This is a genomic window from Hamadaea sp. NPDC050747 (assembly GCF_040654195.1).
Classification (GTDB): Bacteria; Actinomycetota; Actinomycetes; order Mycobacteriales; family Micromonosporaceae; genus Hamadaea.
The window spans coordinates 363908-387441 of sequence record NZ_JBFAHM010000005.1; the positions used below are offsets into that span (position 1 = coordinate 363908).

Sequence of the window (23534 nt, forward strand, 5' to 3'; positions counted from 1 at the left end):
GATGCACGAGCTGGCAGCCGTGGTGTTCGGCCCCACCGTCCCCGACGGGAACACCGCCGTCGCGGCGATCCGGCTCGCCGAAGCCTGCCTGAACCACGCCGGCGCCGTCGCCGATCGCGAGGACGGCGAGGTATCACCAGGTCAGCTCGGCGAGCTGCTCACCGGACTGAATCTCACGCAAAGCCAGATCGTGCAGTGCGCCGAACACCTGGCCCGGCAGGCCCGCCGCCGGCTCCATCCGAGACGCAGCGGAAATACGGCCGGGAAGACCGAACTGCTCGTGGACATGCTCTTGCAGGCCGGTGAGCGGGGGCAGTTGGCCGCGGCGCACCTCAACGAGGCCCGGCTGCTGCTCGACGCCGGCTGACACCCTGCGACGGCATCGGCTGGGCCGCCATAAGTGCCCAGCCGATGCCGGGCCAGCAGACACGAGCCGGTTATGTGTCCGCGCGGGCGATCGCCACGAGTTCCGCGCAGTCGGCCGGCACGTAGCCTTCCACCGGAACCACCATGAACGTGCGCAGCTGGCTGTCGCGCAACGGTTCCATCGACACGATCTCGGCGATCGTCGCCTCGGGCCGATCCACCTCGGCCGGCAGGAACAGGGTCCGCTGGTTGCCGTCCTCGTGCAGCCACACGCCCGGTTCGGAGGTCCACCAGCGGCGGGCGATCTCCGACCCCTCCAGGATCTCCTGGATGAGGGTTTGGATGCACTCGTGGTTGGGCAGCCGAGCGTGCTGGGCGGTCAGCTGCCGCAGCATCAGCCGGGCGACCTCCTGCCACTCGCCGATCTGCCATTGGGCCGCCGGATGCAGGAACATCCATCGCATGTAGTTGCCCTCGAGAGCCAAACCCTCGAACCACATCGCGGTCGCCTCATTGGCCAGCAAGATCTCCCACGACGCGTCCACCACGAACGCCGGCCAAGGCTGGCTGACCACCAGGGCACGCATACCGGCCGTCAACGGCGGCCTCGCGGGCCGCGCGATGTGGCCACCCGGGATCGGCGGCGGATCCTGCTGCTTGACCAGCCAGTACAAGGTGCGCCGCTCGCCCCTGTCCAACCGCAGCGTCAAGGCCACACCGTCGAGGAAATCGTTGCTGAAGTTGCGAGGCTTGCCGTTCTCCAGATCGCTGTAATAGCGGGCGGTCACACCCGTCAGCAGCGCGACATCCTCCTGGCTGACGTGCTCCTGCGGCCGGGCGCGGCCGATCGGCGGCAACTCCGGGAACTCCACACGCCCGAGCCTGCGCCGCCACTGCTGCAGCAGCCTGCGCAACTGCGACCGCCGATCCACTTCCGGTTCCAGCTCGCTCTGCGATGTGGGCATCGCGATCTCCTCCAACCCCCGTGCCAGCGACGGTGACGCGCCGGCGCCGCCAGTTCTTCTGAACCGCACCCTCAATCCACCAGGCGCGACACCACGGAAATCGCGAAATCGCGGATGATCGCGACGCCAGCGGAGCCGCACCGAACACATCTATCACGATGGTGACTATCGAAGGTGGACCACGTCACAATAGTGACGCCACAAGGGGAACACTATAGACTCGCACCTACGAATGCAACAACATCTGCCAAGCTCAGAGCTCGCTCGGAACGAGCAACACCCGGTCAGGAAGGTTCAGGTTCATGGATTCCCCGACCGCCGACGCGGCCCGGTTCGCGCAACGTCTGAACCGGTTGCGGCTACGGTTCCGGCCGCCTCGGCGGGAGACCGCGCTGAGCGCCCGGGAGGTATGTGACCTGGTCGCGCAGGTCACCGGTGGCCGAATATCGGAAACCCACATCAAGTACCTGATCAGCGGCGATCGGCAGCCCAGCCTGAAAGTCGCCGATCAGCTCGCCCGGGCGTTCGGCGTCACTGCGGGGTACTTCACCGAGCCCGACTCGTCGCCCATGGTCGCTGGAGTCGAAGCGGACCTGGACAAGCTCGAGTTGCTGCGCAGCATGCAGGAGGCCAACGTGACGTCTATGGCGGCGCGGATGAAAGATCTGTCCACTGCCGAGCTCGCCGCGTTCGCCGAGTTCATCACGGCGGAACTGCACCGTCGTGAAAGCCAGGCAGGTCCGGCATGACCAGCCAGCCGCACGACGCCCGGGTGCTGCTCGACACTGCCACCGTCTGCTTGCGGGCGTGGTGGCCGTGGCAAAGCCCGTGGTGGGCTTCGATCACAGGCCCTCGCCGCGGCCGAACCGGCAGCCGCAGACGGTTCCATGATCTGGTCCGCCGCTACGAGGTGCCCAAGCCGTTCGACATGGACACGTTCTGCGACAGCCTGCAGCAGCAACGCGGCCGGCGCATCATGCTCGTGCCAGTGGAGACCGAGTCACGCAGCCCATGCGGACTGTGGATCGCCACCGCCGACACCGACTACGTGTTCTATGAAAGCGGCACCTCCCGGCTGCACCGCAATCACATCGTACTGCACGAACTCGGCCACATGCTGTGCGACCACCAGGGCGTCAGCCCGTTCGGAGAGGAGTTCCTGCGCGCCGCGATGCCCAACCTCGACCCGGCGGCGATGCGGCGGGTACTGGGCCGCAGCGCGTTCTCCGCCGACCAGGAACAGGAAGCCGAGTACTTCGCGACCTTCGTCGGCAAGGTCGGCGCCGTCGCCGACTCCGCCCGCGCGTTCGAGGTGCCGCCCGACATGGCCGAATCCCTGACCCGGTTGGCCGCCGGCCTGGCCGAAGCGCGGCCCAAGCACTGGTAGGGCGATCGGGCTGCCGCTGAGGCCCACGACCGGCGTCCTCAGCGATCGGCTGCGCCCATCGCCGCGCAGTCCTCACCCTCGTGGTCTTCGTGAGTATTGCCAGCCGATCGTGGGACGAGGCGGCACAGCGTCACGATCGACCACACCAAGGCCCGGTGCACCCGGGTCGGCTGGCTGATGCCACCGGCGGTTCGCAGCCGGTCGTCGAGCAGCACGTCCACGCAGCGCGCTGCCAGCTGCCGCAGGAGCGGCGGCAGCCGATGCACGAGCAGCCCGCGGCTGGCCGACAGCAGCGGCCCGGCCGCCGGATGTTCGGCCACGTTGCGGCGGTCGTAGTCGTCGAACCATGCCTCGAGATCGCCGTAGGTGCCCGGAACGTCGTCGATGCCCATGAGGCCAGCGAGCCGGTGGTAGAACGCGTGTGTGGCGGTCTGCTCGCCGCTGGTCAGCGGCCGGCGCCCGAACTGTAGGGCGAACCGGGTCGGCACGACCACCAAGCAGCCCAGGACGTAGAGGTAGTCGTCGTTGGCGATGGGGAACCGGTCGTGAACCTTCCGCAGGCGCCGCACAGCTCTTTCGCCTTCGGGGTCGTCGAAGCCGTGCCGGTAGAGGGTGTACATCGTGTCGCGGGTTCGTACCGCGCGGCTGCGGGCGTCCGCCGAGGTTTGGCCGGTGCTGGCGAGCAGCCCGCCGATCGATGCCACGCCGAAGGTGCGGCAGAACGCCAGGAACAGGCCGATCTTCATCTCGGCCGAAAGATCCGACAGCACGAGCCGCCGGTAGATCGCCTGCGCCTGCTGCGGGCTCATCGCACGCCCGCGACCGCGTCGCCGGGCACCGGCTCACCGTCAGCTGGTTGCAGGTAGTGGCGGGCGACGGTGGCCCACCAGCGGACCTCGGCGGCCTGGCTGCCGTCCGGGTCGTCCCACGCGTCGGCCAGGCGAAGGTCGTCACGGGTCGCCGGCTGCTCCGGCAGAGTGCCCGCCGTGTGCGCGGCCAGCGCCGCCCGCAGCATCGCCGCCTCGACCGCCGCGTCGGCGTCGATCCCGGCCAGACCGGCGTCGTGGGCCGCCGACCGGGCGGCGGCGGCGACCCGCCCGTCACAGTACGGTTTGAGCTGCAGCCGGGCGTCGCTGATCTCCACGACGCGCCGGTACAGCAAGGTCGGCAACCGGCCCGGCCAGATCGCCAGGCGCGGATTGGCCGGGCCTTCCCAGCCGTGCAGCACCACGTCGGGAAACGGGGCGACGATGCTGCGCCACAGCGGTGCGATGAGCTGGTACGCCTGCCAGCGGGCCCGATAGTTCGACACGGGCGCCAGCGCGCACAGCGAGTATCCGACGATGTTGAATGCCGCCGCCGCGACCGCGGCCACCGGTGCCCACGTGTTGAGTGTGCCGACGTCGATGCCGGCCTGCCGCAACCCGAGATAGGCGATCTTCGGGATACAGTAGCCGAGCAGCAGCCACGAGCCGATCGCGATGGACGGCATGCCGCGGCGGAACCATGGCTCGGCCGTCTGCCGGCTCAGCCGCCACCAGTACGGCGCGGTCAACGCCAGACCCAGCGCGAAATACAGCTGGTAGACGATCAGCATCCAGCTCGCGAACGGTTCGGTGGCGTACATCTGGTCGAACGCGGTCGGGTCGGCCGCGTCAACGTCCACATCGGCCAGCGTGAACAGCACAGCCATGGTCACGATCGTCGACGCGTACCCGACCGCCCACATCCACGCCCGCCGGCCGAAGAAGAACCCCGGCCCGCGTACGACGATCATCAGGAACGCCGCCATCGCCGTCGGGTACGCCAAAACCCCGCCGTAGACGATCAGCACCGCGACGTTCGGGACCCCGACGAAATCGTTGAGCCGGTGGTAGACCGCTGGCGCCGCCGCCGCGAACGAACATGCTGGCAGGCCACCGGCGACGATGATGCACGCCCTCTGCGGCGTCGGGTCCTTGATCTGCGCGATCAGGATCCGCGCGACCACCAGCAACGACACCACCGCCACCGTGATGAACGCGACGTTCTCGCCGTTGTCCACCAGCAACCTCCCCGTCACCGACGTTCATGGATGCGCACGAGGGTCGCACAGCAGCTCAGCGCTTCGCCATGAACTGCCAGTTCATGGCGAACAGCGCTCCCACAGTGCAGGCTTGACCGGGTCGCCGAAGTCGCAGCACATCGCCACAGGAGGCCACCGGGGGTGCCAGCAGACACAACACAACCCAGACGCACGGCCACGGCCGCCACCCGCCGGGGCCCGGCAGTCGCCGCCCGGCCAGCGTCCGCCACTCACCGCCGCGACCCACCCGACCTCGCGCAGTTGACCGCCACCGTCTGGCCCGGCAGCCAGGAACCGCTGCTACTACTCGACGTCAGCCGATCTGTGCTACCGCGGCTTCGTCCCGGCTTCGCCCGTGATCTGACAGCAGACGTGCTCGTGATCCCGCACCACCCACATGCCCACCTGAGCATTCATGACGGTGCCGGCAGCCTGTTCCTGCACGACCGGATCCTCGCCACGGCCAGCGTGCCGGCATCCTGGCGGGCCGGCGACAACGCGATCCTCGCCATCCTGCCCAGCCCACCACCCGATCCAGCCGCGCGGGTCTGGCACGACTCCCTCCGCGACGGCGCCATCCACAGGACAGCCCGTGCCTGGCATGCGGCGCCTGCAGAAGACCGGTTCTTGACGCTGCTCACCGAAGGCGTGGCGCTTGTCGCTGAGATTGACATCCGTGCATAGGATTTGTCTTATCTCGGTCGACGCGGTCGCCGCTATGGGTGCAGGCCGACCCGTTCGGCGACGACAGTGCGCCGTTTCATTTCCTCGTACGCCTTGGCCACCTCGGCTGGATCACGCACCGGCTCAGCCAGCTTCTCCCACACCGTCAGCTCCAGCCATGCGTTGACCTTCACACCCTCGAGCTCCGCGCGCGCGGCCATCAACGCCAGCAGTGGTGCCGCGAGCCGATTGCTTACGGGCTTGGCCTTGGAGTCCCACTTCGGCATCGCGGTGGACAGCATCGTCCGCAACGCCTCGTCCAGCGTCGGCGGGAATCCCGCGTCGGCCAGCGCCTGCGGGGAAGACTCGGCATACATGCTCGCGAGTGCGATCGCCTCCCGGCGCCGCAAAGCGCCTAGCGCCTCCGCGTCGGTTACCGGGCCCGGCTCGCGGTCGGCATGCACCAGCGGGCCTGACTCGCCCGGGAGCGGCCCGCCGGGCAGCGGCGGGATCTCCACCCCGGACGCATCACCAGGTTTCACCGCGGTGAGCTTGACTTTCCGGTAGTTCGTACGCCGCTGGGATGTGTCTGCCACTGCGAATCCCCGACCTTGCCTCGGTGTTACTCAATCCGCTACTCACCAGATTGCAATACCATTTCGGGACATCGTAGATGTCGCCTAGGGGTGGCGGCCAGACATCCGGCATGACTTTCTGCCAGGACCGAAACATCCTGGTCGCGGCCTCGCGGCGCAGTTTGATGGGTAACGGTTCGCAGGTTAGAAGGTGTGTTCCTCGGCGTCGTCACCCAGGTACGGATCCGGGGGCAGCAGCCGCACATCGTCGGGAATGATGTCCGGGTCGCCCTCGACGGTATCGCTCATGGCGATGACGGGCATGCCGGGCGGTGCGCCTGCGCGCCCGCTGCTGATGCCCTCGTGACAGGTGTCGCACCAGGCGGTGTAGTAGCCGATCCGGGAGTCCGGGTCGCCGGTGAACGCGACCTTCACCGTGCCGTCGGCGTGGCTGGGGCACGTGATGGCGACGTCGGCGGGAAACGCGTTCAGGACGTCGGTGAGGGCGGCCATCCATGCCTCCCACCGCGCCTGCGACTGTGTCATCTCCATTGCCATCACCCCAGCCCGCCCAACAGATGCTTATGTGTTTCCCACCAGGCGGCCTCGAACGCCTCCGCCCGGTCTTCCCACAGGCGCACCTCGGCTTTGCTCTGCGGATAGGGCAGGCCCTGCCGGAGTTCGTCGAGGTGGAACTTCTCGTGCGCGAGGGTCTTGGCCAGCTGCTCTTCGTCGATGAACGCATCACGCGTCAAGATGATCTTACCGTCTTCCCTGGTGATGGCGTATAACGGCTTGCCGGGAGGACCGCGGCGGACCTTGTCGATGATGAAACCGACACCACGCAGATCGATGCCGTACTTGGCGGCGATGGCGCGCACGTTGTCCATCGTCATCAGCAGCCGCGTGCCGTTGCGCGCCACCCGGTCACCGCTGCGGGCGAGGACTGGACCGCGCCCGCGCAGCCGCTGCAAGATCCGGCGGAGTTCCTCGATGATCGACCCCAACCGGCGGATGACCGGTTCCAGGCGGCGCAGACTCGCCAGCAGTGCCCGCACCCAGCGGGCGATCTTGCCCGCCCAGGACGCGACCAGTGTGGTGACCTGCTCCACCACCAGGCCCGTCGCGGTGCCGAGGCTGAACAGCTCCTCGGCGGCGTAGACGACGATCCGCGACACGCAGGCAGCGATCGCGTCACGCACCAGCAGCCGGACGGCGGCGACGAGCATGCTGGCGCCTTCGGTGATCGACGCCATCGTTTCGGACGCGTCGGCCAGTGCCGCCAACGCCCCGTGCTGCTCACGCGACCACGCGCGGTAGGCGTCAGCCGCCGGGCCGTGCCAGGACGCGACATCCATCGCAGTGGCGTCACGCAGGGCCGTGGCGGTACCCGTAACGTTCTTGGCGACGTTACGCCAGGTCTGAGCATGCGCGGCGATCTGCGCCGGATCGCCGGCGAGCCAATCGAGAGCTTCGGTTAGGGGCTGGACGTGCTCGATGAGCCATGCGATTCCGTACTGCAGCAGCACCCCAGCCGGATCGGAGACCAGCGCCAGCGCGTCGAGACCGGCGCCCACCACACCGAGCGTGCCGTCTATCCAGGACTTGTCGTCGACGCCCTGTTTGATCAGCTGGATGTCCTCGGCCAGCCACACGCCCGACCAGGCATTCGCCGGTGCCTCGACGCGGGCGGCGATCAGGGGGTTGATCGTCATGGCGGGCCGCCAGTGGCCGCGACCGCCTGGCCACGCCGTTCATCGGTCTGCTGGTAGCCGGCGGCCGCTGCCCGCAAGCGCTCGGCGGTGTCACGCAGCGAGTCCGACCCGGCGGTCAGCGCGTCGACGAGCATCCGCTGCAACCCGTCGACGAGGAGGGGCACCATCACGCACAGTCGACCGTAGGCATCGGTTCCCAAGCGGACCGTGTCACCGGCTGCCTTTCCGGTCGCGATGTCGTCCGAGGCAGTGTCCAGGCGGCCCGCGTGCCGGACGAGTTCAGCGGGGACGACGGAGACCTGTGCTGGCTGACCCATCAACCCCTCCCTGGGTAACCACACAGTCACCATACGAGACTTCGATGTATGTCGTTACGTGGCTGGCTGAGGCTGAGTAGGGGATTGAGTGCGTAACATCCGCGCCTGCTGTAGCAGCCGAACCTCGCGCGAGCGGCGCAGGGTGCCACGCAGGGAGATCGTCTGCCCGGGCAGGCGGTGGAGGGGTGGAGTTGCGGTCCTGCGTCCGCCGCGCATCAGCCCATCGATGCTTCCCGAAACCCGATCCATGTCCGGCGATCTTCAGCCGGCGCAGTGGTGATCGCAGGTCACATTGGGCCGCGAGGCGATCCCAGGCGCGCACATGCGTGTGCCGTAACCGCTGCGGTGGCCAGCGGTTGCACTGGGTGTGGCACATCCTGTGATCGAGCTGCCTACGGGCCCGTTGATGTCCCGCTCACCGCTGCCGCTCGACGCTCGCCGACGGGTGTGTGGTGTCGCAATGCTGCTGTGCGGAACATTGGCACTGGCGGCGGCGCGGACTCCCGGCACGCTAGATTCCCCGGCCGGCGTCCTGGAGCGGTGGCGGTTTCCCGCCATGTTCACCGTGTGGGCCCTGGCGTTGATCGTCGCCGGACTGGCGATGGTCATCGCACCTCGATGGGTGCCCTTCGCGACGGCCGCGGCCGGTGGTCTGCTCGCCGCGTTCATCGCCGGCGAGTCGTTCGTCGGGCTGAGGGACTGGTTCAACGTCGCCGGAGCCGCTGGTATCAACCTATCGAGCCTGGCCGATGTCGTCACGCTCGCTGCCGCGTCCTGCGTCGCTGCCACGGTGGCTGTCGCCGTCGTCATGGTGGTCACCTGGCCTGAGGTGCGAGCGAGCCGGCGGCAACCGCCGTTGGTCCTGCTGGCGGCGCTTGTCGCTGCTGGCACACCGATCCTTCTGATCGGGGTCCACGGCGAGACGTTCACAGCGACGGCAATCGGCGCGAGGCTGCTGTCACCGTCGTTGCCCTGCGCTGGGGCCGTCGCGCTCGCCGGATTGTGCCGCCGCGACACGCGTTTGGCGCTGCTCGGCAGCGTCGTTGTCGCTTTGGCCGCCGACGTGGCACTGAGCCTGGTCTAGAGCTTCGGCGCCGACCCCTGATGAGATGCCCGACCCTGCCACCGGCCACGTAGTCAAATCGCGGGAGGCGGTTAACGCGGCGGCACCTGAGCATCCGGCGCCGCTCGGACGCCGAAGGAAGAGTCCGAAGAACCGTCCTCGAGCCCGAGGTTCCACGCTGCGACTCCTCCACCGATCCTCCACGCCAAGTTCGGCCAATCGGTTAACGCTTCTCCCTTTCTCAATGACAGAGCGGTGGCTTAGGGTGATGGCGCCTTAGCCATGGGGGAGGTTGGTGGACTGGTGTTCGGTGATGATCTGGGTGCAGCCGAGGAGGCCGTGGACCGCTGGGAGGCATCCCTGCAGGAGCGTGCCGACGCGGCCAGGCGAGTACGTGAACGTCTCGATGCGGTGACCGGCATCGGCTCCGACCCGGACCGGATCGTTCAGGTCACCGTCGCGCCTTCGGGTGTCCTGGCGGATATCAAGCTGCCGGACCAGATCCGCCGCCAATCGGTAGACCTGACCCGGCAACAGATCCTGCAAGCCGCGCAAGCGGCCCAGGCCGACCTCGCCCGCAAGGCCGCGCTCGTGGTCGCGGACACGATCGGCATGAACCATCCGACGGCCAACGCGATCGTCTCGTCCTATACCCGCCGCCTGACGATGGATCCCGGCGATGCAGCCAGGTGAACTGAACGCCACACCGTCGGCCATCGTCCAGCACGCCGGCGTCGTTGACGGCATTGCCGCGAGGGTGGCCACAGCCAAGCAGGCGGGCGAGACGGTGCGGGTGGACAATGCCGCCTACGGTCGGTTGTGCACACTCCTGCCACCGCTGATCAACTTTTTGCAGAACATGGTTCTCGACGCGATCACCGAGGCCGACACGTCCTTGACAGACACCGCGGCCCGGCTGCGCACCGCCGCCGGCGCGTACCTGGCCGCCGATGACTCCAGCGAACGAGACATCCGCCGGATCGGCACCACCGGATGACGATCAACCCGCTCGTCGCCGGCTCCCTCGATCAGCCAGCCAGCGCCTGGTCCGGGATCTGGATCGCCGAAGACATCGAACTCATCGCCCAAGGCATCAAAGCTGGCTCCTGGATCGACGGCACCCTCGGCGTCGTCGGCGTCGGCCTCGACGGACTGGCACTCGTGTCCGACCCGATCGGCGCGCTGCTGCAATACGGCATCTCCTGGCTCATCGAACACGTGCGTCCGCTGACCGAAGCCCTCGACTGGCTCGCCGGAGACCCTGGCCAGATCGCAGGCCACGCGCAAACCTGGCGCAACATTGCCAAAAGCCTGCACGGCGACGCCGAACAGCTGCGGGCCGAGGCCGCCACGACCGCCGCAACCTGGACCGGCACCGCAGGCGACACCTACCGCAGCTGGGCACAGCAGCAGCACGACGCGATCCTCGGCATCGCCAAGGCCGCCGGCGCGATGGCCTCGATCACCGAAGGCGCCGGAGCGCTCATCGCCGCCGTACGCATCCTGGTCCGCGACGCGATCGCCACCGCCGTGTCCCGCCTGATCGTGTACGCCGCAGAGCTTGTTGCCTCCTGGGGCACCGCCACACCGCTGGTCGTGGAGCAGGTCACCACGCTGGTCGCCTCGTGGGGAGCGAAGATCGCCCGCTGGCTACGGGCACTGATCGCCAGTCTCCGGCGGCTGGGCCCGATCGTGACCCGGCTGGGTGACCTCACCTTCGAATTGCAGAAGATCCTCCGACGTCTGCGCGGCCAAGGCCATCTGCCGCAGGGGCCGTCGCACACCAAGCCCTCGCACGCGCCGAACGCCACCGCTCGCCCCCGCGGCACGCCCGCGAAGGCCCATCCCACCAAGAATCGAGACCTCGCGAAACGCCGGGAGAACGAGGCCGCCGACGTCCTCGCCAGGGATGGATACGACGTGGAACAGAACCCGCCGCCGAGGGAAAATGGCAAAGAGCCCGATTACAAGATCGAAGGCGAATACTTCGACTGCTACAGCCCCACCACCAATGACCTGGACAATCTTCGTGACGGCATCAGCAAGAAGCTGCGAGACAAACTCGGCAAGCTCCAGGCCGACCGCATCGTGCTCAACCTCGACGACTCACCGTTCACGGCCGACCAGATCCGCGACATCCTGATCCGCAAGCCCATCGAAGGGCTGAAAGAAATTATCATTGTCCGAGGCGGCGCCTCGATGCCGTTCTTCCCGTTCATGTGAGGCAGCGTCATGTCGGTGGACATCGAGTACGAGACAGACCAAGTCCTTTCACCGGACGATCTCCGCACCACCATCGTCGCCTTGCTGGATGCGGTGATTGTTGAGCCAGCAGACGGCAGCCAGATGTTCTTACGTGCTCCCGGCGTCGACATCACATGCCTCGCCCTGCCCGAGCACGACGATGACCCCGAACAAGAAGCGATGGAACAACGTCATGCCGCCCACATGGGATTCCGGCGGCGAAGCCTGGTCGCTTTCCGGCTCCGCGGTACCGCGACAGCCGAGGAATCAGACGCGGCATGGGCCCAGATCCTCAACCTTGCCGTCGAGCTTCCCAGCCGCCACCCAGGAAACGCGGCACTCGTGCTCGACTTCGAGCGGGTACTCATGCGAGCCACACCGCAAGCTGGAATCACGTTCGACACCTGGGATGGGTTCACGGAAGATCCCGAACTCATGGCGATCGTGTCCAAGCATGGACAACTGACCCTCGACCAGCCGCTGCTATAGGACGATCACCCGCCGCCCAGCCGGCTGGCTGTCGAGACTTGCAGGTGATGTCAGGCTCCGGAGAGCGCACCACGCCGCTGACCGAAATGAAGTGACGTACGTAGTGGCGATCATCGGAATTCGGATCGCTGAGGGGCGTCCTATGAACCCTGGCGAATTCCAGGTCGACCGTGTGTTCGACGTAGTCAGCCGTGGGGGAATCCTGGTCGTCGGCACGTTCGCAGCCGAGCGGCCTGTCGGAGTGCCTGCCATGCGCGATGCGGCTACCGGCCAGCTGCTCACCATCCTGGGCATGGACTTCCCGACCGCCCGGACACTGGCTACCGGCCAGACCACGTTCGTTCTCGACCGCGCTGACCGCGACTGCGCTTCCCCCGGCCGCATCTGGACCGACGCCGCCGAAGATTCCCGCACATCGGATCGTGACCGGTCCGGACAACATCTCTCGCATCGTGGAGTGACATCACTGTGATCTCCGAACAGACCGCCGCCGTGATCGCGCAGACCCCGGACCGGTGGACCACCTATACGCAGGCATGCCAAACGCTCGGCGCACGGCTGGCCGCCTGCCGCAAGGATGCCGGGTTGACCCGCAAGCAGCTTGCGTCCGCGTTGGGACGGAGTCTGTCCACTGTCCGCCGCGCCGAAACCGGCGCCAGCCACTTCAATGCTGACTTCTGGCGGGCGGCTGACGAGACGTTGAACACCGGCGGAGTACTGGCCGCCGAGTGGGTGCGCGTCGCCAAGCATAAGCAAGCCGCCGAAGCCCAGTACGCCGACAAAGTCGCCCTTAACGAGGCTGCCGGCCGCTGTCTGAGTCCGGCAGATTGCCTGTGCCGGGTGGCGGTGGCGCACTGGACGCAGAGGGAGATCCGCGCGCTGCGCGTGGCGTTGCGGTTCGGGTTCCCGCAGTGGGCATCGGTCATGCAGACGGATCTGGAGGCCGTGTATGGGTGGGAAAGCCCACGGGGGCCGTTGCCCAGTCTGGAAGCGCAGTTACAGTTCGATCAGCTGCTAGCCCGCGTCGACATAGACGCAAGGGCACGGTTCCGGAAATTGCTGACCGCACCTTCGGCCGTCCCAACGGCATCATCATCGTCGCCGGCCGTCGCTGTCGCACCGTCTGGAGGTCAGCAATGAGCCGAGGCTTACTCCGGCCAGGCGGCGACTGGGCATAGCCGTGATCTTGATCCTGTTCACCCTGAGCACCCTGAGCAGCGCCTTCACGCTCTGGGACGTCCTCACCGGCTTGATGCCCGGCTCCAAGCCCTAACGCCGCCGGCATCCTGGGACGCGTCCCAGCCTCGACCCTTGTGCCGCTTGCCAATCCGGCGTTTCGGACACCTGACACGGGTCACTAGGCCCTGCGCGAATTCTCGCCACGCTGACGGTGTGGATGAAGACCGGGCCGGACGTGGCAAGCCTCCTGCTGTCCCCCGTGCAGCGCGCCACGTCCGGCCCACCATCGGCGTTCAATAGCGCTGGGAATCGCCGCCCACGGAGGCGAGTCGACAAGTCTCGACGGACGTCGCGACGGGCGGACCTACGTCACCCGATCCCGGGGTGGGGGTCAGAGGGTAGGGGTGAGGACGTGGCTGCGGGTGGGTAGCCAGCTCACGCCGTAGGTTGCCCATTTCTCCAGCTGCAGCCGATCGATAATGTCAATGCTCTGCTGCTTGGCAAAGGCGCTGGCCGTGTCGGACACCCGGCGATTAGTGACCATGGCAACGATGTGCGCCTTGCGAGAGCGAACCCGGTTGTCGACAACGTTTGCCGTCTCGGTCTCCACTTGATCGCGATGTGACGCGGAGCGTTGATGTCGGGGCGGTGCACCGTCGGATTGGCGGAGCCAACGGTGCACCGCTCGACGAAGGGTCCGCACTGTGTCATCCAAAATCTGCCCCAATTCGAATGCTGTGTGCCGACACCTCCACCCTCCCGACGGGCCCTGGCAGGCACTCGAGTACCTGGAGATCATCACCGATGAAGCTTCACGCCCAATCGACCTTGGCGGGCTACGCCCGTGCCGCGGTCGACCTTAAGAGCCGTATGCACGCCTATTGCCGTTCCAGCGGAGGGAGCCAGTACATTCGGACAATCGTTCAGAGCCGATTCGACGGCCCGCACGGCGAGCACGACATCGAAGAACGTGTCAGCGATTTCGTCCATCTCATGGCGACGACCTGCTGGCGTCAAGGAGAAGCGTTCGTTCTGGCTCCGGCGATGACCGCCGTCGTCGCTGCCGCCGCGAACGCGCTTGACCTCACCGGCGAGATGCTGTCGGACGAGGTTGCGCCGACCGACTGCGGAGTGCTGTTCCTGCCCGAGCCGATCTACTACCGTGATCGGCGCGGACGGCTGCGCCCCGTGTCCGCGATTACTTGGGGGCGGTTCGCGAGCGGCTCCAGTGCGGCATGGCTGTTCGGAAGCTGGTCGGACCCGGAAGACCCGCACAGCCCCCTGGCATCCAACCTGTCTCGCAAAGAGCGTCGCGCCAACACTTATCGGCGGTATGTCGGCCCCTATATGCTGTCCGACTTCGACCATGTGCCGATCACCGAACGCGTGCCCCCTCACGAGTCTGCGGTGGGCGACACCGACGACATGGACTGGCAGCCCGCACCGGATGGCCTGTTCGTCATCGATGCCGCGACGTGCCGTACGTCCGTATGCACAGCGATCCTGTACGCCTTCTGGGTCATCCAGGCCCAGCCGATCGCCACCGTCGCCGCCACTCCGATCGACCAACCTGCCGCCCGACGGGCCAACCGCGCTGGCATCGTCCACGAAACGCGGATCGTCATGCTGCGCCGCGTCAGCCCGATCGGTGACCGCGACACCGATGCCAAGTGGCACTACCGCGTCCGGTTCATCGTCCGAGGACACTGGCGTCGCCTCGTCAACCGCGACGGCGTGCCGTACCGGATCTGGATTCACGCTCACATCAAGGGCCCCGACGGAGCGCCGCTGCTGCACGGCGAGAAGGTGGCTGTACTGGGCCGTTGAGATCCTTCGGCGAACTCGACGTCTGCTCGTTCGCGGCCTCAGGAAACCTTCCATGCTTCGCGGGTGCAGCCCGATTCCTGCTCGCGGGTCACTGCGGCCAGTCCAGCTGCGGTTCCGGGACACCAACGCTTCGGGCGTACGCGACGGCCTCGTCGAAGCCAGCCTGGTCGCCTCGGGGGTAGGCGAACACACGGCCGCTGAACACCACATACTTCGTGCGGACGGATCCGAAATCGCAATACCAGCTGCCGGCGCGCATCGCGTCGGCCAACTGCTGCGCAAACAGTCCCACAGCATCATCGGGACATGAGAAGTCGATCAGGGTCCATTCGGATGGCTGACCGGGCGCGGGGCTGGTCACAGTGATCCGTTGCAGCTTGCGCAGCGTCAGCCCGCACTCGATCAGCATTCCCGGAGCCAGGCTCTCAGCAACTAGCGTGCCCGTCACCGCCATGCGCACTCCTTAAGGTCGATCAGCCATCCAAAGCGGCGGACACCGGGCTTGAGATCACCGGAGCCGACGACGTCCATGTTTAGCACACATGTTCGCAAATTTGCTGTAGTCTGCTGGGATGAATTCTCCCGATCCGCGGCTCACTCCACGGCAGGCCGACATCCTGTCGGCGATCCGGGATTGGGCCGGACGTCGCGGCTACGCGCCGACCGTTCGCGAGATAGCCGCTGAGGTGGGCCTGGTGTCGCCGTCGTCGGTCGCCCATCACCTGACCACACTCGAGCGACTCGGGCTGATCAAGCGGGAGCGGCGAGGGCCTCGCACGGTCGGCCTGCGCGGCAGCCCGCAGGCTTCGACACGGCGGGTGCCGGTGCTGGGCACGATCGCCGCGGGGCCGCCGATCCTTGCCGAGGAGAGTTACGGGGAACACCTCGTGGTCTCGGCCGATCTGGTCGGCAATGGCACTCTGTTCGCGCTGCGGGTGCGCGGCGAGTCGATGATCGACGCGGCGATCTGCGATGGCGACTTCGTGATCGTGCGGCGAGAGCAGGCCGCCGACGACGGAGATATCGTGGCCGCGCTGATCGACGATGAGGCGACGGTCAAGGTCTACCGGGTCCGCGACGGTCACGTCGACCTTGAGCCGCGCAATCCGCGCTTCGGCGTCATCAATGGTGACGACGCCCGGATCCTCGGCAAGGTCGTCACCGTCATCCGAAAGCTGTAGCTCGTAGGATCCCGATCCTCGGCAGCAACTCACCGCGCGTGCGGCCGTCAGCTAGGGAGCCCCTGTGGGCCGTCGGAACACATGAGGACCTCGGTCAGGCCGAGCCCGCCGGCGGGCAGCGGCGCCAGGCTGAACACCGCGCCTGCGGCGCCGGCCGTCGGCTGCACGACGACCACGTGGGACGCCGGCCCGCTGCTCACCGTCTCGCGCGGGGTCGTGAGGAGATCCGATCGCTCGTTGGGGTCCCGGTCGTTTCCAGCGAAGGACAACGATCCCGTTGGTCTTGGTGTGAGGGCTGACCGTGCCTCTGCGGTTGGCCTTACGGTGTCACCACCGTCTCGCGGGCGTCGTCGAGCACTCGATCTACATCGACCTGGCCGCTCAGGGCAAGGGCGGCGTCACGGCGCTGATGACCGCGCTCATCAAGGTGGCCGAGGCGGACCGGGACCTGGACCATCCCAATCGGGAGTGTTCCCGAAGAACGAGGCCAGCCTGCGCTTGCACGAGCGCGCTGGCCTCCGGGTGATCGGCCACCGCGAGCGCATCGGCCGCCACCGTGGGGTGTGGCGCGACACCGTCCTCGTCGAACGCCGCAGCCCGACGATCACATAGGAACGCATCAGATGGGGACTCAGCGTAGTTCTGCCGCCAGCAGGTCCATCAGCAGTCCGTCCTGCCACACGCCCTGCGGATCGCGCCAGTATTCCCGCATCACTCCCACGGGCTTGAACCCGGCCTTCGTGTAGCAGGCGATCGCTGCGGCGTTGGCCGCCGCCGGGTCGATGACGAGCCGGTGGAAGCCGAGCGTCGTCACGAGGTGACGGGCCATGGTACGGACAGTATCGGTGCCCAGGCCCTGCCCGTGGACGGCCGGGTCGAGGAAGATGTCCATGCCTGCGTGGTGGAAGTCGGGGTCGTCGTGCTCGTACCACTGCACGGCGCCGACGATCCGCTCCCCGAACCGGACGGTCCACCATTCGACGTCAGTGTCGGCGAGGTCCTCGGCGAAGTTCGTCGGACCCCACTGTTCGAGAACCTCGGGCGTGTCACGGATGCGTACAAGCTCGGCCGCATCCTGCGCGGAGGACTGTCGCAAGACGACCTTGTCTCCCCGGAGTTCCACACGGCGACTTTACCTGGCGACGATCAGCCCGGAATCCAGCGTGGAACTCGTCGAGTTCCAGCAGGTGGCCGTGGCCCCTGTGCCTGCGTCGTTCACGCAGCACACAACCACTACAGCCTCCATCGGTGTTGAGACGAGCCCGAAGAACGACACGGCAGGTCGGCGGGGTCGAGCCTTTCGGGATCCTTGCGTCGCCCGAATGGGACATAGTCAGCTACTCCGGATAGGCGGTGTTTACCAGGTTTTCGTCGTGCCGGTGCCGCCGGCGATCGTTGCTTCGTTCACCGAACGGTCCCTTTGTCAGCGACCGGATGGAGAGGAACATCGACGGTGTCCTTGGGGAGGAACGAAGGAATGGGTTCGACCTGGGTCGCGTCCGTCAGTCACCTGGGCGGCCAATACCGCATGCTGCTGTGCGCGCAGGGCAGCACCTACTTGCATGTCGCGCTTGAAGGGCCGTCGCTGACGGCCGGTAGGGTCGCCGCATCCGACAGATCGCGCCTTCCCGAGGTAGGCGTCCGCGGTGCAAACTGGTCGCCGCAGAGCCGGTTCAGCCTCGGCTACGGCAGTCTCGCGGGGCGAAGCTCCGACCCGACTCTGATCAGCGGTGTCCTGCCTCTGCCACCAGAAGACGTCGGAAAGTTGTCGATCACCGTCACCGATCCCGACGCTGTCGACCTTGGCTCGGGCGCCGACGGCGACGAGAGACTGGTGTTCGCGACCGAGTTCGGACGTCACGACGGGCCGCTGCCCGGCAGTGACGTGTGGCGGCCCCGTATTGCCACCCCGGCGGGCGGCATTCGGCTGCTGGGCGCCGCGGAGGGCCGCGACCTGTTCTACATCTTCTGCGAGACGCCCATGCCTGAGTCCGCCGACGCTCGCCGTATCGGTGACCCTGGTGAGGGATTGACCTACACCTTGTTCTTCGACGATGACGAGCAGCAGCCGCCGCCGGAGGTGGTATATCCGGCACGGCTGGGCGGCCCGGGGGAGCACTCTGTCGGGCTGCTGCTGATCATGGTCGCCCGCCGTGCACGTACGCCGCGAGAGTTCGGCCTGCACCTCGTCGACCGGGCGACCCGGACCAGAGTCTTCGACATTGAAGCGCGACGACATTGACCGACACCGGCACGTTCACTGCTGGGCCGGATCGGCTGGCTCCGTGCCCAGGTAGCCGCTAGCCTGCATGATCCACAAGGTTCGGTAGGTGTCGTCGGGGTGCCGCATGAGCTGGTCGTGGGTGCCGGCCGCGACGAGGTGGCCTTTGACCATCACCAGGATGAGGTCGGCGGTCTTGACGTTGGCCAGCCGGTGGGTCACGAGCACGACGATGCGCCCGGGTCGTGCGGTGAGTTGCTGGAACAGGGCGTGTTCGGCGCGGGGGTCCATGGACGCGGACGGTTCGTCGCAGATGAGCAAGGGCGCGTCGCGGTAGAACAGGCGGGCGGCGATCAGCCGTTGCCATTGTCCGGAGGACAGTTCCTGGCCGCCTTGGTATTCGCGGTCGAGCAGGGTGTCGTAGCCATCCGGCAGTTCGGTGATCATGTCGTGTGCGACGGCTGCCACCGCGGCGGCTTCGACCTGCCGTTGGTCGTGGCTGTCTTGCCGGCGGCCGATGGTGATGTTGGCGCCGGCGGTGAACGGGAAGCGCCACCAGTCCTGGCTCATTACCGCGATGTGCCCCGACCTTGCGGCTGGATCGAGCAGGGTGGTGTCGACGCCGTTCCACAGGATCCGGCCGCTGGTCGGCTGGTAGAGCCCGGCGAGGAGTTTGGAGACGGTGCTCTTGCCGGAGCCGTTTTCGCCGACCAGTGCGATCACCTGACCGCTTTCGATGGTGAAGCTGACCGTTTCGACCGCTGGCCGGTCGGTGTCGGGGTAGGACAGCGACACCGTGTCGAAGAGGATCCGCTCCGGCGGCCCAGCCACGATCGTGTCCTTCGCTGAGGTGGGGGTGATGTCGTGGCAGCGTGAGACGAAGTCACGCATGTCGCCGACGTAGAGGGTGCGTTCGTAGACCTGGTTGAGGGCGAACACGGCTGTGTTGAGGCTGGTCCGGGCCTGCACGACCGCGAGGTAGGTCGCGGCCGCCGCGGCCAGGGGGATGTCGCCGCTGGTCAGCATCCAGGCCAGGACCACGTAGAGGCCGAACATCGCGCCGCCGCCGGTGATCATGCCCGTCAGCCGTGACAGGGTTTGCTGGCGGGCCAGCCGCATGTGTGCGGTGGTCTCGTCGGTCATGGACTGCTCGTACTGTTCCAGCAGCGGTTCGCGCATCTGGTAGGTGCGAAGTTCGGCCGCGGTGTGTTTGGAGGCCATCAGGAATCCCAGGGTCCACATGCGTCGCCGTCGGGTGATGCGGGCCAGCATCGCGGCGTACTCGCGGCGGGCCATGCGCATCGCCGTGATCGCGGTGGGCAGCGAGGACAGCAGAAGGCAGGGCAGCAGCAGCGGTTCGATGATCGCCACCGCGGCCGCGGTCGCGACCACGCCGACGACACCGGTGACCAGGTTGACGGTGGAGTCGACGAGGCCGGCTGCTTCGAAGGTGCCGCGGTCACGAGCCCGGTGCATGTCCTCGGCGAACCCGGCCTGGTCGAACGCCGACAGCGGCACGGCGGTGGTGGCCTGGAACAGGTCAAGCTCCACCCGGTAGTTGATCAGCGGGGTGAGGCGGGCCTGGGCGTACCCGGCCGCGACGGTCAGGCCACCGCGAACCATGACCGCTGCCGCACCCAGGATCAGCGACGGGCCGGCCGCCCGTACGGCCTCGGTGCTGAACCCGGCGCTGAACAAGGTTCGCAGGGCGGCGGTCCCGGCGAGCAGACCGAGGGTGGTCATCAACCCCGCGGCCAGGGTCAACGCCACCGCGGTAGCAGTGCCACGAGGTGACGCCTTCCAACCCAGCCGCAGCGCATAGCCGACCAGGGCTGGGATGCGGCGCGCTATGGTCCAGAACCCGGTCTTGGCCAGATCTTCGAGGTGCTGGTGCCATGGGCTCGGGGCGAGTTCTGGCGCGGGTTTGCGAGCCTGCGCGGGGATCTCTGCGGCTTTGCTCTCGGACGTGGAGCCGGCCCCAGGCCGGGTGGGAGCGGTCGTCACCGGTCCACCCGCCGAGTCCCTGGCTGCGGCATTCCTCGTTCCGGTGCGCAGTGATCGCCGCCGGTGCCGTTGTACCGCGGCGTGGATGACGCCATCGGTCGGGCGGGCCGCCGAGCGCGAAGCCTCGCGTCCCGGCCTCGCTTCTGCTTGTTCAATCCAGCCTCCCCATTGCTTTCAGCAAGTCGACGTTGATGCGGTCACGAGTGTGGGCGGCGGACGGTCTGCGTGTGCGGTCAGACCATCGGGTTGCCCGCGTGCAGGTAGGCGGTGACGCCGTCCCGGCGGGCACGGCGGGCTGCCGCCGCCCGGCGGACGAGCAACGGTGACAAGCGGACGGCTTCCTCGGCGGGTGTGCTCCACGCCCAGGAACGCAGTTCGTCCGGTGGCAGTGTGATGGCGCCGATCTGGTCGCCGGTCAGCCGCCCTCCGTCGAAGACGATCATGAGCCGGTCGCTCCGAGTGTCCGGTGGGACCCAATCGATGACCAGGATCCGCCCGGGTGCGACGGTCAGCCCGAGTTCTTCGGCTACCTCGCGGACGGCGGCGTCGTAAGGCGACTCGCCCTTTTCGACCGCGCCGCCGGGCAGTTCCCACGCTTGTGGGGACTTGTAGGTGGTTTCGACGAGCAGGTGCCGGTCGTTGTCGTCGGTGAACAGCACGGCGGCGGCCATCGGCTTGGCGGGAAGCGTCGCCAGGTACTGCTCGCGGGAGACGGTCCGGGCCTTCATGCGTTGCCTGCGGCGGCTTTGATGGCCAGAAAGCGCGGCCGGCCGGCTTTCCAGCCGGCGAAGGTCGTGACACGGGTCAGGCCGGCCGCGGTCAACGCCTGCTGGTACTGCTCGCCGGTGTATAGGCCCATCACGTGGGTGTCATGGAAGTGGCGGATCGGGGTGTGCTGGTCTGCGACCAGGTAGTGCATGTCCATTCGGGAGACGGCAGCGCCGTCGCGGGTGGAGCGGGTCATCCGGATCACCGTGCGGCTACCGGTCGCGGCGACGGTGTGCGTGACGTGGCCGTCAATCCACTGCCCAGGGCTGAACCAGGGTTCGACGATCACCACCCCGCCGGGTTCGGTGTGCGCGGCCAGGCAGGCGACGGTAGCGCACATGCGGTCCTCGGTCGTGGCGTAGCCGATCGTGGAGAACAGGAACAGCACGGCGGAGAAAGTCCTGCCGAGGTCGAATGCCTCCATGGTCCGGTCGTGGATGGCCACGCCGGGCAGCCGGCGGGTCGCGATGGCACGCATGGCCGGCGCCGGTTCGACACCTTCGACGTGCGCAAAGTGGTGCCGGAGTCCTTCGAGGTGGCCGCCGGTGCCACAGCCGACGTCGAGCACGCTGCTCGCATGCGGGTGATGGGCATTCACGAGCGCGGCGAGTTCGCCGGCTTCAGCGATGTAGTCCTTGCCCATGCGGTCCTGGTAGAGGTCGTCGTAGATGGCGGCGAGGTCGGTGTCGTACATCCTGGTCTCCGATCCAGACGATGGGTGCTGGCGACAAAGTCGAGGTGGCGGGCAGTGGTCGTCGTGTCGCTGGCCGGTTCACGGGCCGGGCCTGGCGGCGGCGGTGCGGGCGGGTCTGTCACGGTGCGCGGTGCGATGGCGGGCCGCCGTCATCGACGGCCTGGTGGGCGTCGAGGTGTGGGGCCAACTGGCGGGTGATGGCGAGCCGGTCTGGCAGCGACAGGGCATGGGAACGGGCGGTGGCGAAACCGTCGTCGGGGTGCCGTGGAATCAGGTGGGTGTGCAGGTGGGCGACGTCTTGGCCAGGTGGGCCCAGGTTCATCCGGACAGTGGTGCCGGTGGCGTGGAACGTGTCGCGGACAGCGGCGCTGAGAATGGTCACCGCAGTAAGCCATGAGGTGACGTGGGCAGCCGGGAGTTGTTCGAGCGTCGTGTAGTGGCCGGTGGGGACCAGCAGCATGTGCCCACGGTTGCCGGGTCGTTGATGCTTGGCGGGGAAGGCGACGAAACCGTCGCTGACCGGAAGACACACTCCGAGGTCGGCCTGCCCGGCAATGATCTCGCAGAACACGCAGGTCTGATGTTGCGGCCGCTGGGCGGCGAGGCCGTCGCCCGGAAGATCGCGGCCGTGGCTAGCGCTGTTCATCGCTGCCGCCGATCACGGTGATGACGGTGTCGGCGACCTGCGCCAGGCTGGGCGTGGCATCGATGACGATGTCGGCAAGCGCGTGGAGGCGGGCGCGTTCGGTGTCGAACGTGTCGGCGAGCCAGGTAGCACTGTCACCGATGCGGCCGAAGTCGTTGCCGCGGCTGCTGTCGGTCAGCCGCCGTGCCTGCGTGGCCGGGTCGATGTCGAGCAGCACTATCCGACCGAACCGGTCGCGTAGCTCGGCGAGGTTCGCCGCGACCCCACACAAGATCAGCGTATGCCGGGTGGGCCGGGCGCGTTCGATGGCGATCAGCTGGTCCAATACCAGCGGATCGAAGATCCACCGATGGGTCCGCAGCCAGGTGATGTCCGGGGATGGCGGCCGGAAAGCAGGCACGCCGTTGGCGTCTGTCCAATAGGCGAGGCCGGGGTAGGCGTCGAGACTGACCGCACGCCCGCCACGGCCGGACAACGCTCGAGTCAACGCGGACTTGCCGCTACCCGACACTCCCGTGATCAAGATGGGCTGGCTCATCGGCTCACCCGCCACGCATGTGCCGTCATGACGACACCGGTGTCGCAACCAATCGCATTGGATCGGCGGACGTGGCGGACCGGCCACGTCGGGCATGGCCGGGAGCATCCACCAGCCAGCGGTGGCGCGCTGTCTGCCCCAGGCGCGTCGCCGGTCGCGGGTACGCGCCGGCAACTGCTCGCGACGATTGATGAAGACCATGCGATTCCTTTCCGCGGCCAGCCAATCGCCGCTGTTCGGCCGCAGGAAACTCCCGTCACGGCTGTGGCGTGGTTTCGTCGATCCAGTGCCAGCCCCGCCCGTTGAGCCAGGACCACAGGCCGGGCCGCAGCCAGGCCTGCTCGTACCACAACAGGACTGCCGCGGCTGCGGCTGCGATGACGGCCCGGTCCCAAACGTGCTGGATACCGCGCAGGACCGCGATGACGATCGCGAGTATCAGAAGCACGGGGTCGGCGACCTGCCGCCAGCGATGATTCACGAGAGCTCCCATGATGTTGAGGAACGGTGTCGTCGTCGGCGCGCGGACCCGCGTGCGGGTGTTGCGCTGCCAGGGTTTCGCGGACTGCTCCGACACCGGCTGGCAGGAGCCGGGTCGCCGCCCGGTCGCTGGCATGGCCGGTCTGC

General features: G+C 67.5%; 31 protein-coding genes and 1 pseudogene. 15 read left to right on the plus strand and 17 right to left on the minus strand.

From position 1 onward, the window contains the following. Position 1 precedes the first annotated feature (1 nt). A complete protein-coding gene (locus AB0H43_RS13835; protein ID WP_359999667.1) occupies positions 2 to 367 on the plus strand; it encodes a hypothetical protein in 366 nt (121 codons plus the stop codon). Positions 368 to 437: 70 nt separating this feature from the next. On the opposite strand, the gene AB0H43_RS13840 is transcribed toward AB0H43_RS13835, so the two are convergent. Beyond that, the gene (locus AB0H43_RS13840) at positions 438 to 1331 is read right to left on the minus strand and encodes a helix-turn-helix transcriptional regulator (protein WP_359999668.1); all 894 of its coding nucleotides are present in this window, start codon (positions 1329 to 1331) and stop codon (positions 438 to 440) included. 302 nt (positions 1332 to 1633) lie between these two features. On the opposite strand from AB0H43_RS13840, the gene AB0H43_RS13845 reads away from it, so the two are divergent. Beyond that, entirely contained in the window at positions 1634 to 2080 is a 447-nt protein-coding gene (locus AB0H43_RS13845; RefSeq protein ID WP_359999669.1) for a helix-turn-helix transcriptional regulator, read from the plus strand. Further along, the gene (locus tag AB0H43_RS13850; protein WP_359999670.1) at positions 2077 to 2718 is read left to right on the plus strand and encodes a hypothetical protein; all 642 of its coding nucleotides are present in this window, start codon (positions 2077 to 2079) and stop codon (positions 2716 to 2718) included. The genes AB0H43_RS13845 and AB0H43_RS13850 overlap by 4 nt, the downstream gene beginning before the upstream one ends. A 38-nt stretch (positions 2719 to 2756) precedes the next feature. On the opposite strand, the gene AB0H43_RS13855 is transcribed toward AB0H43_RS13850, so the two are convergent. Both AB0H43_RS13855 and AB0H43_RS13860 read right to left on the minus strand, forming a co-directional pair. Continuing rightward, positions 2757 to 3527 carry an oxygenase MpaB family protein gene (locus AB0H43_RS13855; protein ID WP_359999671.1) on the minus strand — a complete coding sequence of 257 codons (771 nt, stop codon included), beginning with the start codon at positions 3525 to 3527 and terminating at the stop codon, positions 2757 to 2759. Next, entirely contained in the window at positions 3524 to 4762 is a 1239-nt protein-coding gene (locus tag AB0H43_RS13860) for an MAB_1171c family putative transporter (RefSeq protein WP_359999672.1), read from the minus strand. The genes AB0H43_RS13855 and AB0H43_RS13860 overlap by 4 nt, the downstream gene beginning before the upstream one ends. 282 nt (positions 4763 to 5044) lie before the next feature. On the opposite strand from AB0H43_RS13860, the gene AB0H43_RS13865 reads away from it, so the two are divergent. Further along, complete coding sequence (locus tag AB0H43_RS13865) at positions 5045 to 5467, plus strand: hypothetical protein (protein ID WP_359999673.1); 423 nt, start codon at positions 5045 to 5047, stop codon at positions 5465 to 5467. A gap of 32 nt (positions 5468 to 5499) precedes the next feature. Here AB0H43_RS13865 and AB0H43_RS13870 read toward each other — a convergent pair whose 3' ends face one another. The 4 genes from AB0H43_RS13870 to AB0H43_RS13885 all read right to left on the minus strand — a co-directional run bounded on the left by AB0H43_RS13870 (position 5500) and on the right by AB0H43_RS13885 (position 8053). Next, positions 5500 to 6042, minus strand: coding sequence for a hypothetical protein (locus tag AB0H43_RS13870; protein ID WP_359999674.1), 543 nt, complete (start codon positions 6040 to 6042; stop codon positions 5500 to 5502). 183 nt (positions 6043 to 6225) lie between these two features. After that, a complete protein-coding gene (locus AB0H43_RS13875) occupies positions 6226 to 6573 on the minus strand; it encodes a hypothetical protein (protein WP_359999675.1) in 348 nt (115 codons plus the stop codon). A 5-nt stretch (positions 6574 to 6578) separates the two neighbouring features. Beyond that, positions 6579 to 7736, minus strand: a complete 1158-nt coding sequence (locus AB0H43_RS13880) for a WXG100 family type VII secretion target (RefSeq protein WP_359999676.1) — start codon at positions 7734 to 7736, stop codon at positions 6579 to 6581. Next, positions 7733 to 8053, minus strand: coding sequence for a type VII secretion target (locus tag AB0H43_RS13885; RefSeq protein ID WP_359999677.1), 321 nt, complete (start codon positions 8051 to 8053; stop codon positions 7733 to 7735). The genes AB0H43_RS13880 and AB0H43_RS13885 overlap by 4 nt, the downstream gene beginning before the upstream one ends. Before the next feature lie 406 nt (positions 8054 to 8459). On the opposite strand from AB0H43_RS13885, the gene AB0H43_RS13890 reads away from it, so the two are divergent. From AB0H43_RS13890 to AB0H43_RS13920, 7 genes are all read left to right on the plus strand, one after another. Beyond that, complete coding sequence (locus AB0H43_RS13890) at positions 8460 to 9137, plus strand: hypothetical protein (RefSeq protein WP_359999678.1); 678 nt, start codon at positions 8460 to 8462, stop codon at positions 9135 to 9137. Between the two features lie 282 nt (positions 9138 to 9419). Continuing rightward, the gene (locus AB0H43_RS13895; RefSeq protein ID WP_359999679.1) at positions 9420 to 9809 is read left to right on the plus strand and encodes a YbaB/EbfC family nucleoid-associated protein; all 390 of its coding nucleotides are present in this window, start codon (positions 9420 to 9422) and stop codon (positions 9807 to 9809) included. Continuing rightward, on the plus strand, positions 9796 to 10113 hold the full coding sequence (locus AB0H43_RS13900; RefSeq protein ID WP_359999680.1) for a type VII secretion target: 318 nt from the start codon (positions 9796 to 9798) through the stop codon (positions 10111 to 10113). Before AB0H43_RS13895 ends, AB0H43_RS13900 begins: the two co-directional genes overlap by 14 nt. Next, positions 10110 to 11339, plus strand: a complete 1230-nt coding sequence (locus AB0H43_RS13905; protein ID WP_359999681.1) for a hypothetical protein — start codon at positions 10110 to 10112, stop codon at positions 11337 to 11339. The genes AB0H43_RS13900 and AB0H43_RS13905 overlap by 4 nt, the downstream gene beginning before the upstream one ends. A 15-nt stretch (positions 11340 to 11354) precedes the next feature. Next, positions 11355 to 11849 carry a hypothetical protein gene (locus tag AB0H43_RS13910; RefSeq protein WP_359999682.1) on the plus strand — a complete coding sequence of 165 codons (495 nt, stop codon included), beginning with the start codon at positions 11355 to 11357 and terminating at the stop codon, positions 11847 to 11849. 142 nt (positions 11850 to 11991) lie between these two features. Next, positions 11992 to 12321, plus strand: coding sequence for a hypothetical protein (locus AB0H43_RS13915; protein ID WP_359999683.1), 330 nt, complete (start codon positions 11992 to 11994; stop codon positions 12319 to 12321). Continuing rightward, complete coding sequence (locus AB0H43_RS13920; protein WP_359999684.1) at positions 12318 to 12989, plus strand: helix-turn-helix transcriptional regulator; 672 nt, start codon at positions 12318 to 12320, stop codon at positions 12987 to 12989. Before AB0H43_RS13915 ends, AB0H43_RS13920 begins: the two co-directional genes overlap by 4 nt. A gap of 430 nt (positions 12990 to 13419) precedes the next feature. Here AB0H43_RS13920 and AB0H43_RS13925 read toward each other — a convergent pair whose 3' ends face one another. Then, positions 13420 to 13638 carry a hypothetical protein gene (locus AB0H43_RS13925; RefSeq protein ID WP_359999685.1) on the minus strand — a complete coding sequence of 73 codons (219 nt, stop codon included), beginning with the start codon at positions 13636 to 13638 and terminating at the stop codon, positions 13420 to 13422. A 194-nt stretch (positions 13639 to 13832) separates the two neighbouring features. Between AB0H43_RS13925 and AB0H43_RS13930 the strand changes: the two genes are divergently transcribed. Continuing rightward, positions 13833 to 14855, plus strand: a complete 1023-nt coding sequence (locus AB0H43_RS13930) for a hypothetical protein (protein ID WP_359999686.1) — start codon at positions 13833 to 13835, stop codon at positions 14853 to 14855. Positions 14856 to 14943: 88 nt separating this feature from the next. On the opposite strand, the gene AB0H43_RS13935 is transcribed toward AB0H43_RS13930, so the two are convergent. Then, positions 14944 to 15309 (minus strand): hypothetical protein, encoded by a 366-nt coding sequence (locus AB0H43_RS13935; RefSeq protein WP_359999687.1) that lies wholly within the window; start codon positions 15307 to 15309, stop codon positions 14944 to 14946. Between the two features lie 118 nt (positions 15310 to 15427). Between AB0H43_RS13935 and lexA the strand changes: the two genes are divergently transcribed. Then, positions 15428 to 16036, plus strand: coding sequence for a transcriptional repressor LexA (gene lexA / locus AB0H43_RS13940; protein WP_359999688.1), 609 nt, complete (start codon positions 15428 to 15430; stop codon positions 16034 to 16036). Between the two features lie 47 nt (positions 16037 to 16083). Here the strand turns inward: lexA and AB0H43_RS13945 are convergent, their stop codons facing one another. Next, the gene (locus AB0H43_RS13945) at positions 16084 to 16305 is read right to left on the minus strand and encodes a hypothetical protein (RefSeq protein WP_359999689.1); all 222 of its coding nucleotides are present in this window, start codon (positions 16303 to 16305) and stop codon (positions 16084 to 16086) included. 71 nt (positions 16306 to 16376) lie between these two features. Between AB0H43_RS13945 and AB0H43_RS13950 the strand changes: the two are divergent. Next, positions 16377 to 16648, plus strand: a pseudogene (locus AB0H43_RS13950) (GNAT family N-acetyltransferase); the annotation flags it as partial. 19 nt (positions 16649 to 16667) lie between these two features. Here the strand turns inward: AB0H43_RS13950 and AB0H43_RS13955 are convergent. Further along, entirely contained in the window at positions 16668 to 17159 is a 492-nt protein-coding gene (locus AB0H43_RS13955; protein ID WP_359999690.1) for a GNAT family protein, read from the minus strand. 354 nt (positions 17160 to 17513) lie between these two features. Between AB0H43_RS13955 and AB0H43_RS13960 the strand changes: the two genes are divergently transcribed. Beyond that, complete coding sequence (locus AB0H43_RS13960; RefSeq protein WP_359999691.1) at positions 17514 to 18278, plus strand: hypothetical protein; 765 nt, start codon at positions 17514 to 17516, stop codon at positions 18276 to 18278. Positions 18279 to 18293: 15 nt separating this feature from the next. Here AB0H43_RS13960 and AB0H43_RS13965 read toward each other — a convergent pair whose 3' ends face one another. The 6 genes from AB0H43_RS13965 to AB0H43_RS13990 all read right to left on the minus strand — a co-directional run bounded on the left by AB0H43_RS13965 (position 18294) and on the right by AB0H43_RS13990 (position 23523). Further along, positions 18294 to 20261 (minus strand): ABC transporter ATP-binding protein, encoded by a 1968-nt coding sequence (locus AB0H43_RS13965; protein WP_359999692.1) that lies wholly within the window; start codon positions 20259 to 20261, stop codon positions 18294 to 18296. 233 nt (positions 20262 to 20494) lie between these two features. Further along, complete coding sequence (locus AB0H43_RS13970) at positions 20495 to 20989, minus strand: NUDIX hydrolase (protein WP_359999693.1); 495 nt, start codon at positions 20987 to 20989, stop codon at positions 20495 to 20497. Continuing rightward, positions 20986 to 21723 carry a class I SAM-dependent methyltransferase gene (locus AB0H43_RS13975; protein ID WP_359999694.1) on the minus strand — a complete coding sequence of 246 codons (738 nt, stop codon included), beginning with the start codon at positions 21721 to 21723 and terminating at the stop codon, positions 20986 to 20988. Before AB0H43_RS13975 ends, AB0H43_RS13970 begins: the two co-directional genes overlap by 4 nt. A gap of 118 nt (positions 21724 to 21841) precedes the next feature. Continuing rightward, positions 21842 to 22369: an HIT family protein gene (locus AB0H43_RS13980; RefSeq protein WP_359999695.1), complete on the minus strand. Its 528-nt coding sequence runs from the start codon at positions 22367 to 22369 to the stop codon at positions 21842 to 21844. After that, entirely contained in the window at positions 22356 to 22907 is a 552-nt protein-coding gene (locus tag AB0H43_RS13985; protein WP_359999696.1) for an AAA family ATPase, read from the minus strand. Before AB0H43_RS13985 ends, AB0H43_RS13980 begins: the two co-directional genes overlap by 14 nt. Positions 22908 to 23163: 256 nt before the next feature. Further along, positions 23164 to 23523, minus strand: a complete 360-nt coding sequence (locus tag AB0H43_RS13990) for a hypothetical protein (RefSeq protein WP_359999697.1) — start codon at positions 23521 to 23523, stop codon at positions 23164 to 23166. Between the last annotated feature and the right edge of the window lie 11 nt (positions 23524 to 23534).

Excerpts from the sequence above, each read along its gene's own strand:
- AB0H43_RS13835 (WP_359999667.1), top strand. The coding sequence starts at position 2 with ATGCACGAGCTGGCAGCCGTGGTGTTCGGCCCCACCGTCCCCGACGGG.
- AB0H43_RS13840 (WP_359999668.1), bottom strand. The coding sequence starts at position 1,331 with ATGCCCACATCGCAGAGCGAGCTGGAACCGGAAGTGGATCGGCGGTCG.
- AB0H43_RS13845 (WP_359999669.1), top strand. The coding sequence starts at position 1,634 with ATGGATTCCCCGACCGCCGACGCGGCCCGGTTCGCGCAACGTCTGAAC.
- AB0H43_RS13850 (WP_359999670.1), top strand. The coding sequence starts at position 2,077 with ATGACCAGCCAGCCGCACGACGCCCGGGTGCTGCTCGACACTGCCACC.
- AB0H43_RS13855 (WP_359999671.1), bottom strand. The coding sequence starts at position 3,527 with ATGAGCCCGCAGCAGGCGCAGGCGATCTACCGGCGGCTCGTGCTGTCG.
- AB0H43_RS13875 (WP_359999675.1), bottom strand. The coding sequence starts at position 6,573 with ATGGAGATGACACAGTCGCAGGCGCGGTGGGAGGCATGGATGGCCGCC.
- AB0H43_RS13880 (WP_359999676.1), bottom strand. The coding sequence starts at position 7,736 with ATGACGATCAACCCCCTGATCGCCGCCCGCGTCGAGGCACCGGCGAAT.
- AB0H43_RS13885 (WP_359999677.1), bottom strand. The coding sequence starts at position 8,053 with ATGGGTCAGCCAGCACAGGTCTCCGTCGTCCCCGCTGAACTCGTCCGG.
- AB0H43_RS13890 (WP_359999678.1), top strand. The coding sequence starts at position 8,460 with ATGTCCCGCTCACCGCTGCCGCTCGACGCTCGCCGACGGGTGTGTGGT.
- AB0H43_RS13900 (WP_359999680.1), top strand. The coding sequence starts at position 9,796 with ATGCAGCCAGGTGAACTGAACGCCACACCGTCGGCCATCGTCCAGCAC.
- AB0H43_RS13905 (WP_359999681.1), top strand. The coding sequence starts at position 10,110 with ATGACGATCAACCCGCTCGTCGCCGGCTCCCTCGATCAGCCAGCCAGC.
- AB0H43_RS13915 (WP_359999683.1), top strand. The coding sequence starts at position 11,992 with ATGAACCCTGGCGAATTCCAGGTCGACCGTGTGTTCGACGTAGTCAGC.
- AB0H43_RS13930 (WP_359999686.1), top strand. The coding sequence starts at position 13,833 with ATGAAGCTTCACGCCCAATCGACCTTGGCGGGCTACGCCCGTGCCGCG.
- AB0H43_RS13935 (WP_359999687.1), bottom strand. The coding sequence starts at position 15,309 with ATGGCGGTGACGGGCACGCTAGTTGCTGAGAGCCTGGCTCCGGGAATG.
- lexA (WP_359999688.1), top strand. The coding sequence starts at position 15,428 with ATGAATTCTCCCGATCCGCGGCTCACTCCACGGCAGGCCGACATCCTG.
- AB0H43_RS13960 (WP_359999691.1), top strand. The coding sequence starts at position 17,514 with ATGGGTTCGACCTGGGTCGCGTCCGTCAGTCACCTGGGCGGCCAATAC.
- AB0H43_RS13970 (WP_359999693.1), bottom strand. The coding sequence starts at position 20,989 with ATGAAGGCCCGGACCGTCTCCCGCGAGCAGTACCTGGCGACGCTTCCC.
- AB0H43_RS13975 (WP_359999694.1), bottom strand. The coding sequence starts at position 21,723 with ATGTACGACACCGACCTCGCCGCCATCTACGACGACCTCTACCAGGAC.
- AB0H43_RS13980 (WP_359999695.1), bottom strand. The coding sequence starts at position 22,369 with ATGAACAGCGCTAGCCACGGCCGCGATCTTCCGGGCGACGGCCTCGCC.
- AB0H43_RS13985 (WP_359999696.1), bottom strand. The coding sequence starts at position 22,907 with ATGAGCCAGCCCATCTTGATCACGGGAGTGTCGGGTAGCGGCAAGTCC.
- AB0H43_RS13990 (WP_359999697.1), bottom strand. The coding sequence starts at position 23,523 with ATGCCAGCGACCGGGCGGCGACCCGGCTCCTGCCAGCCGGTGTCGGAG.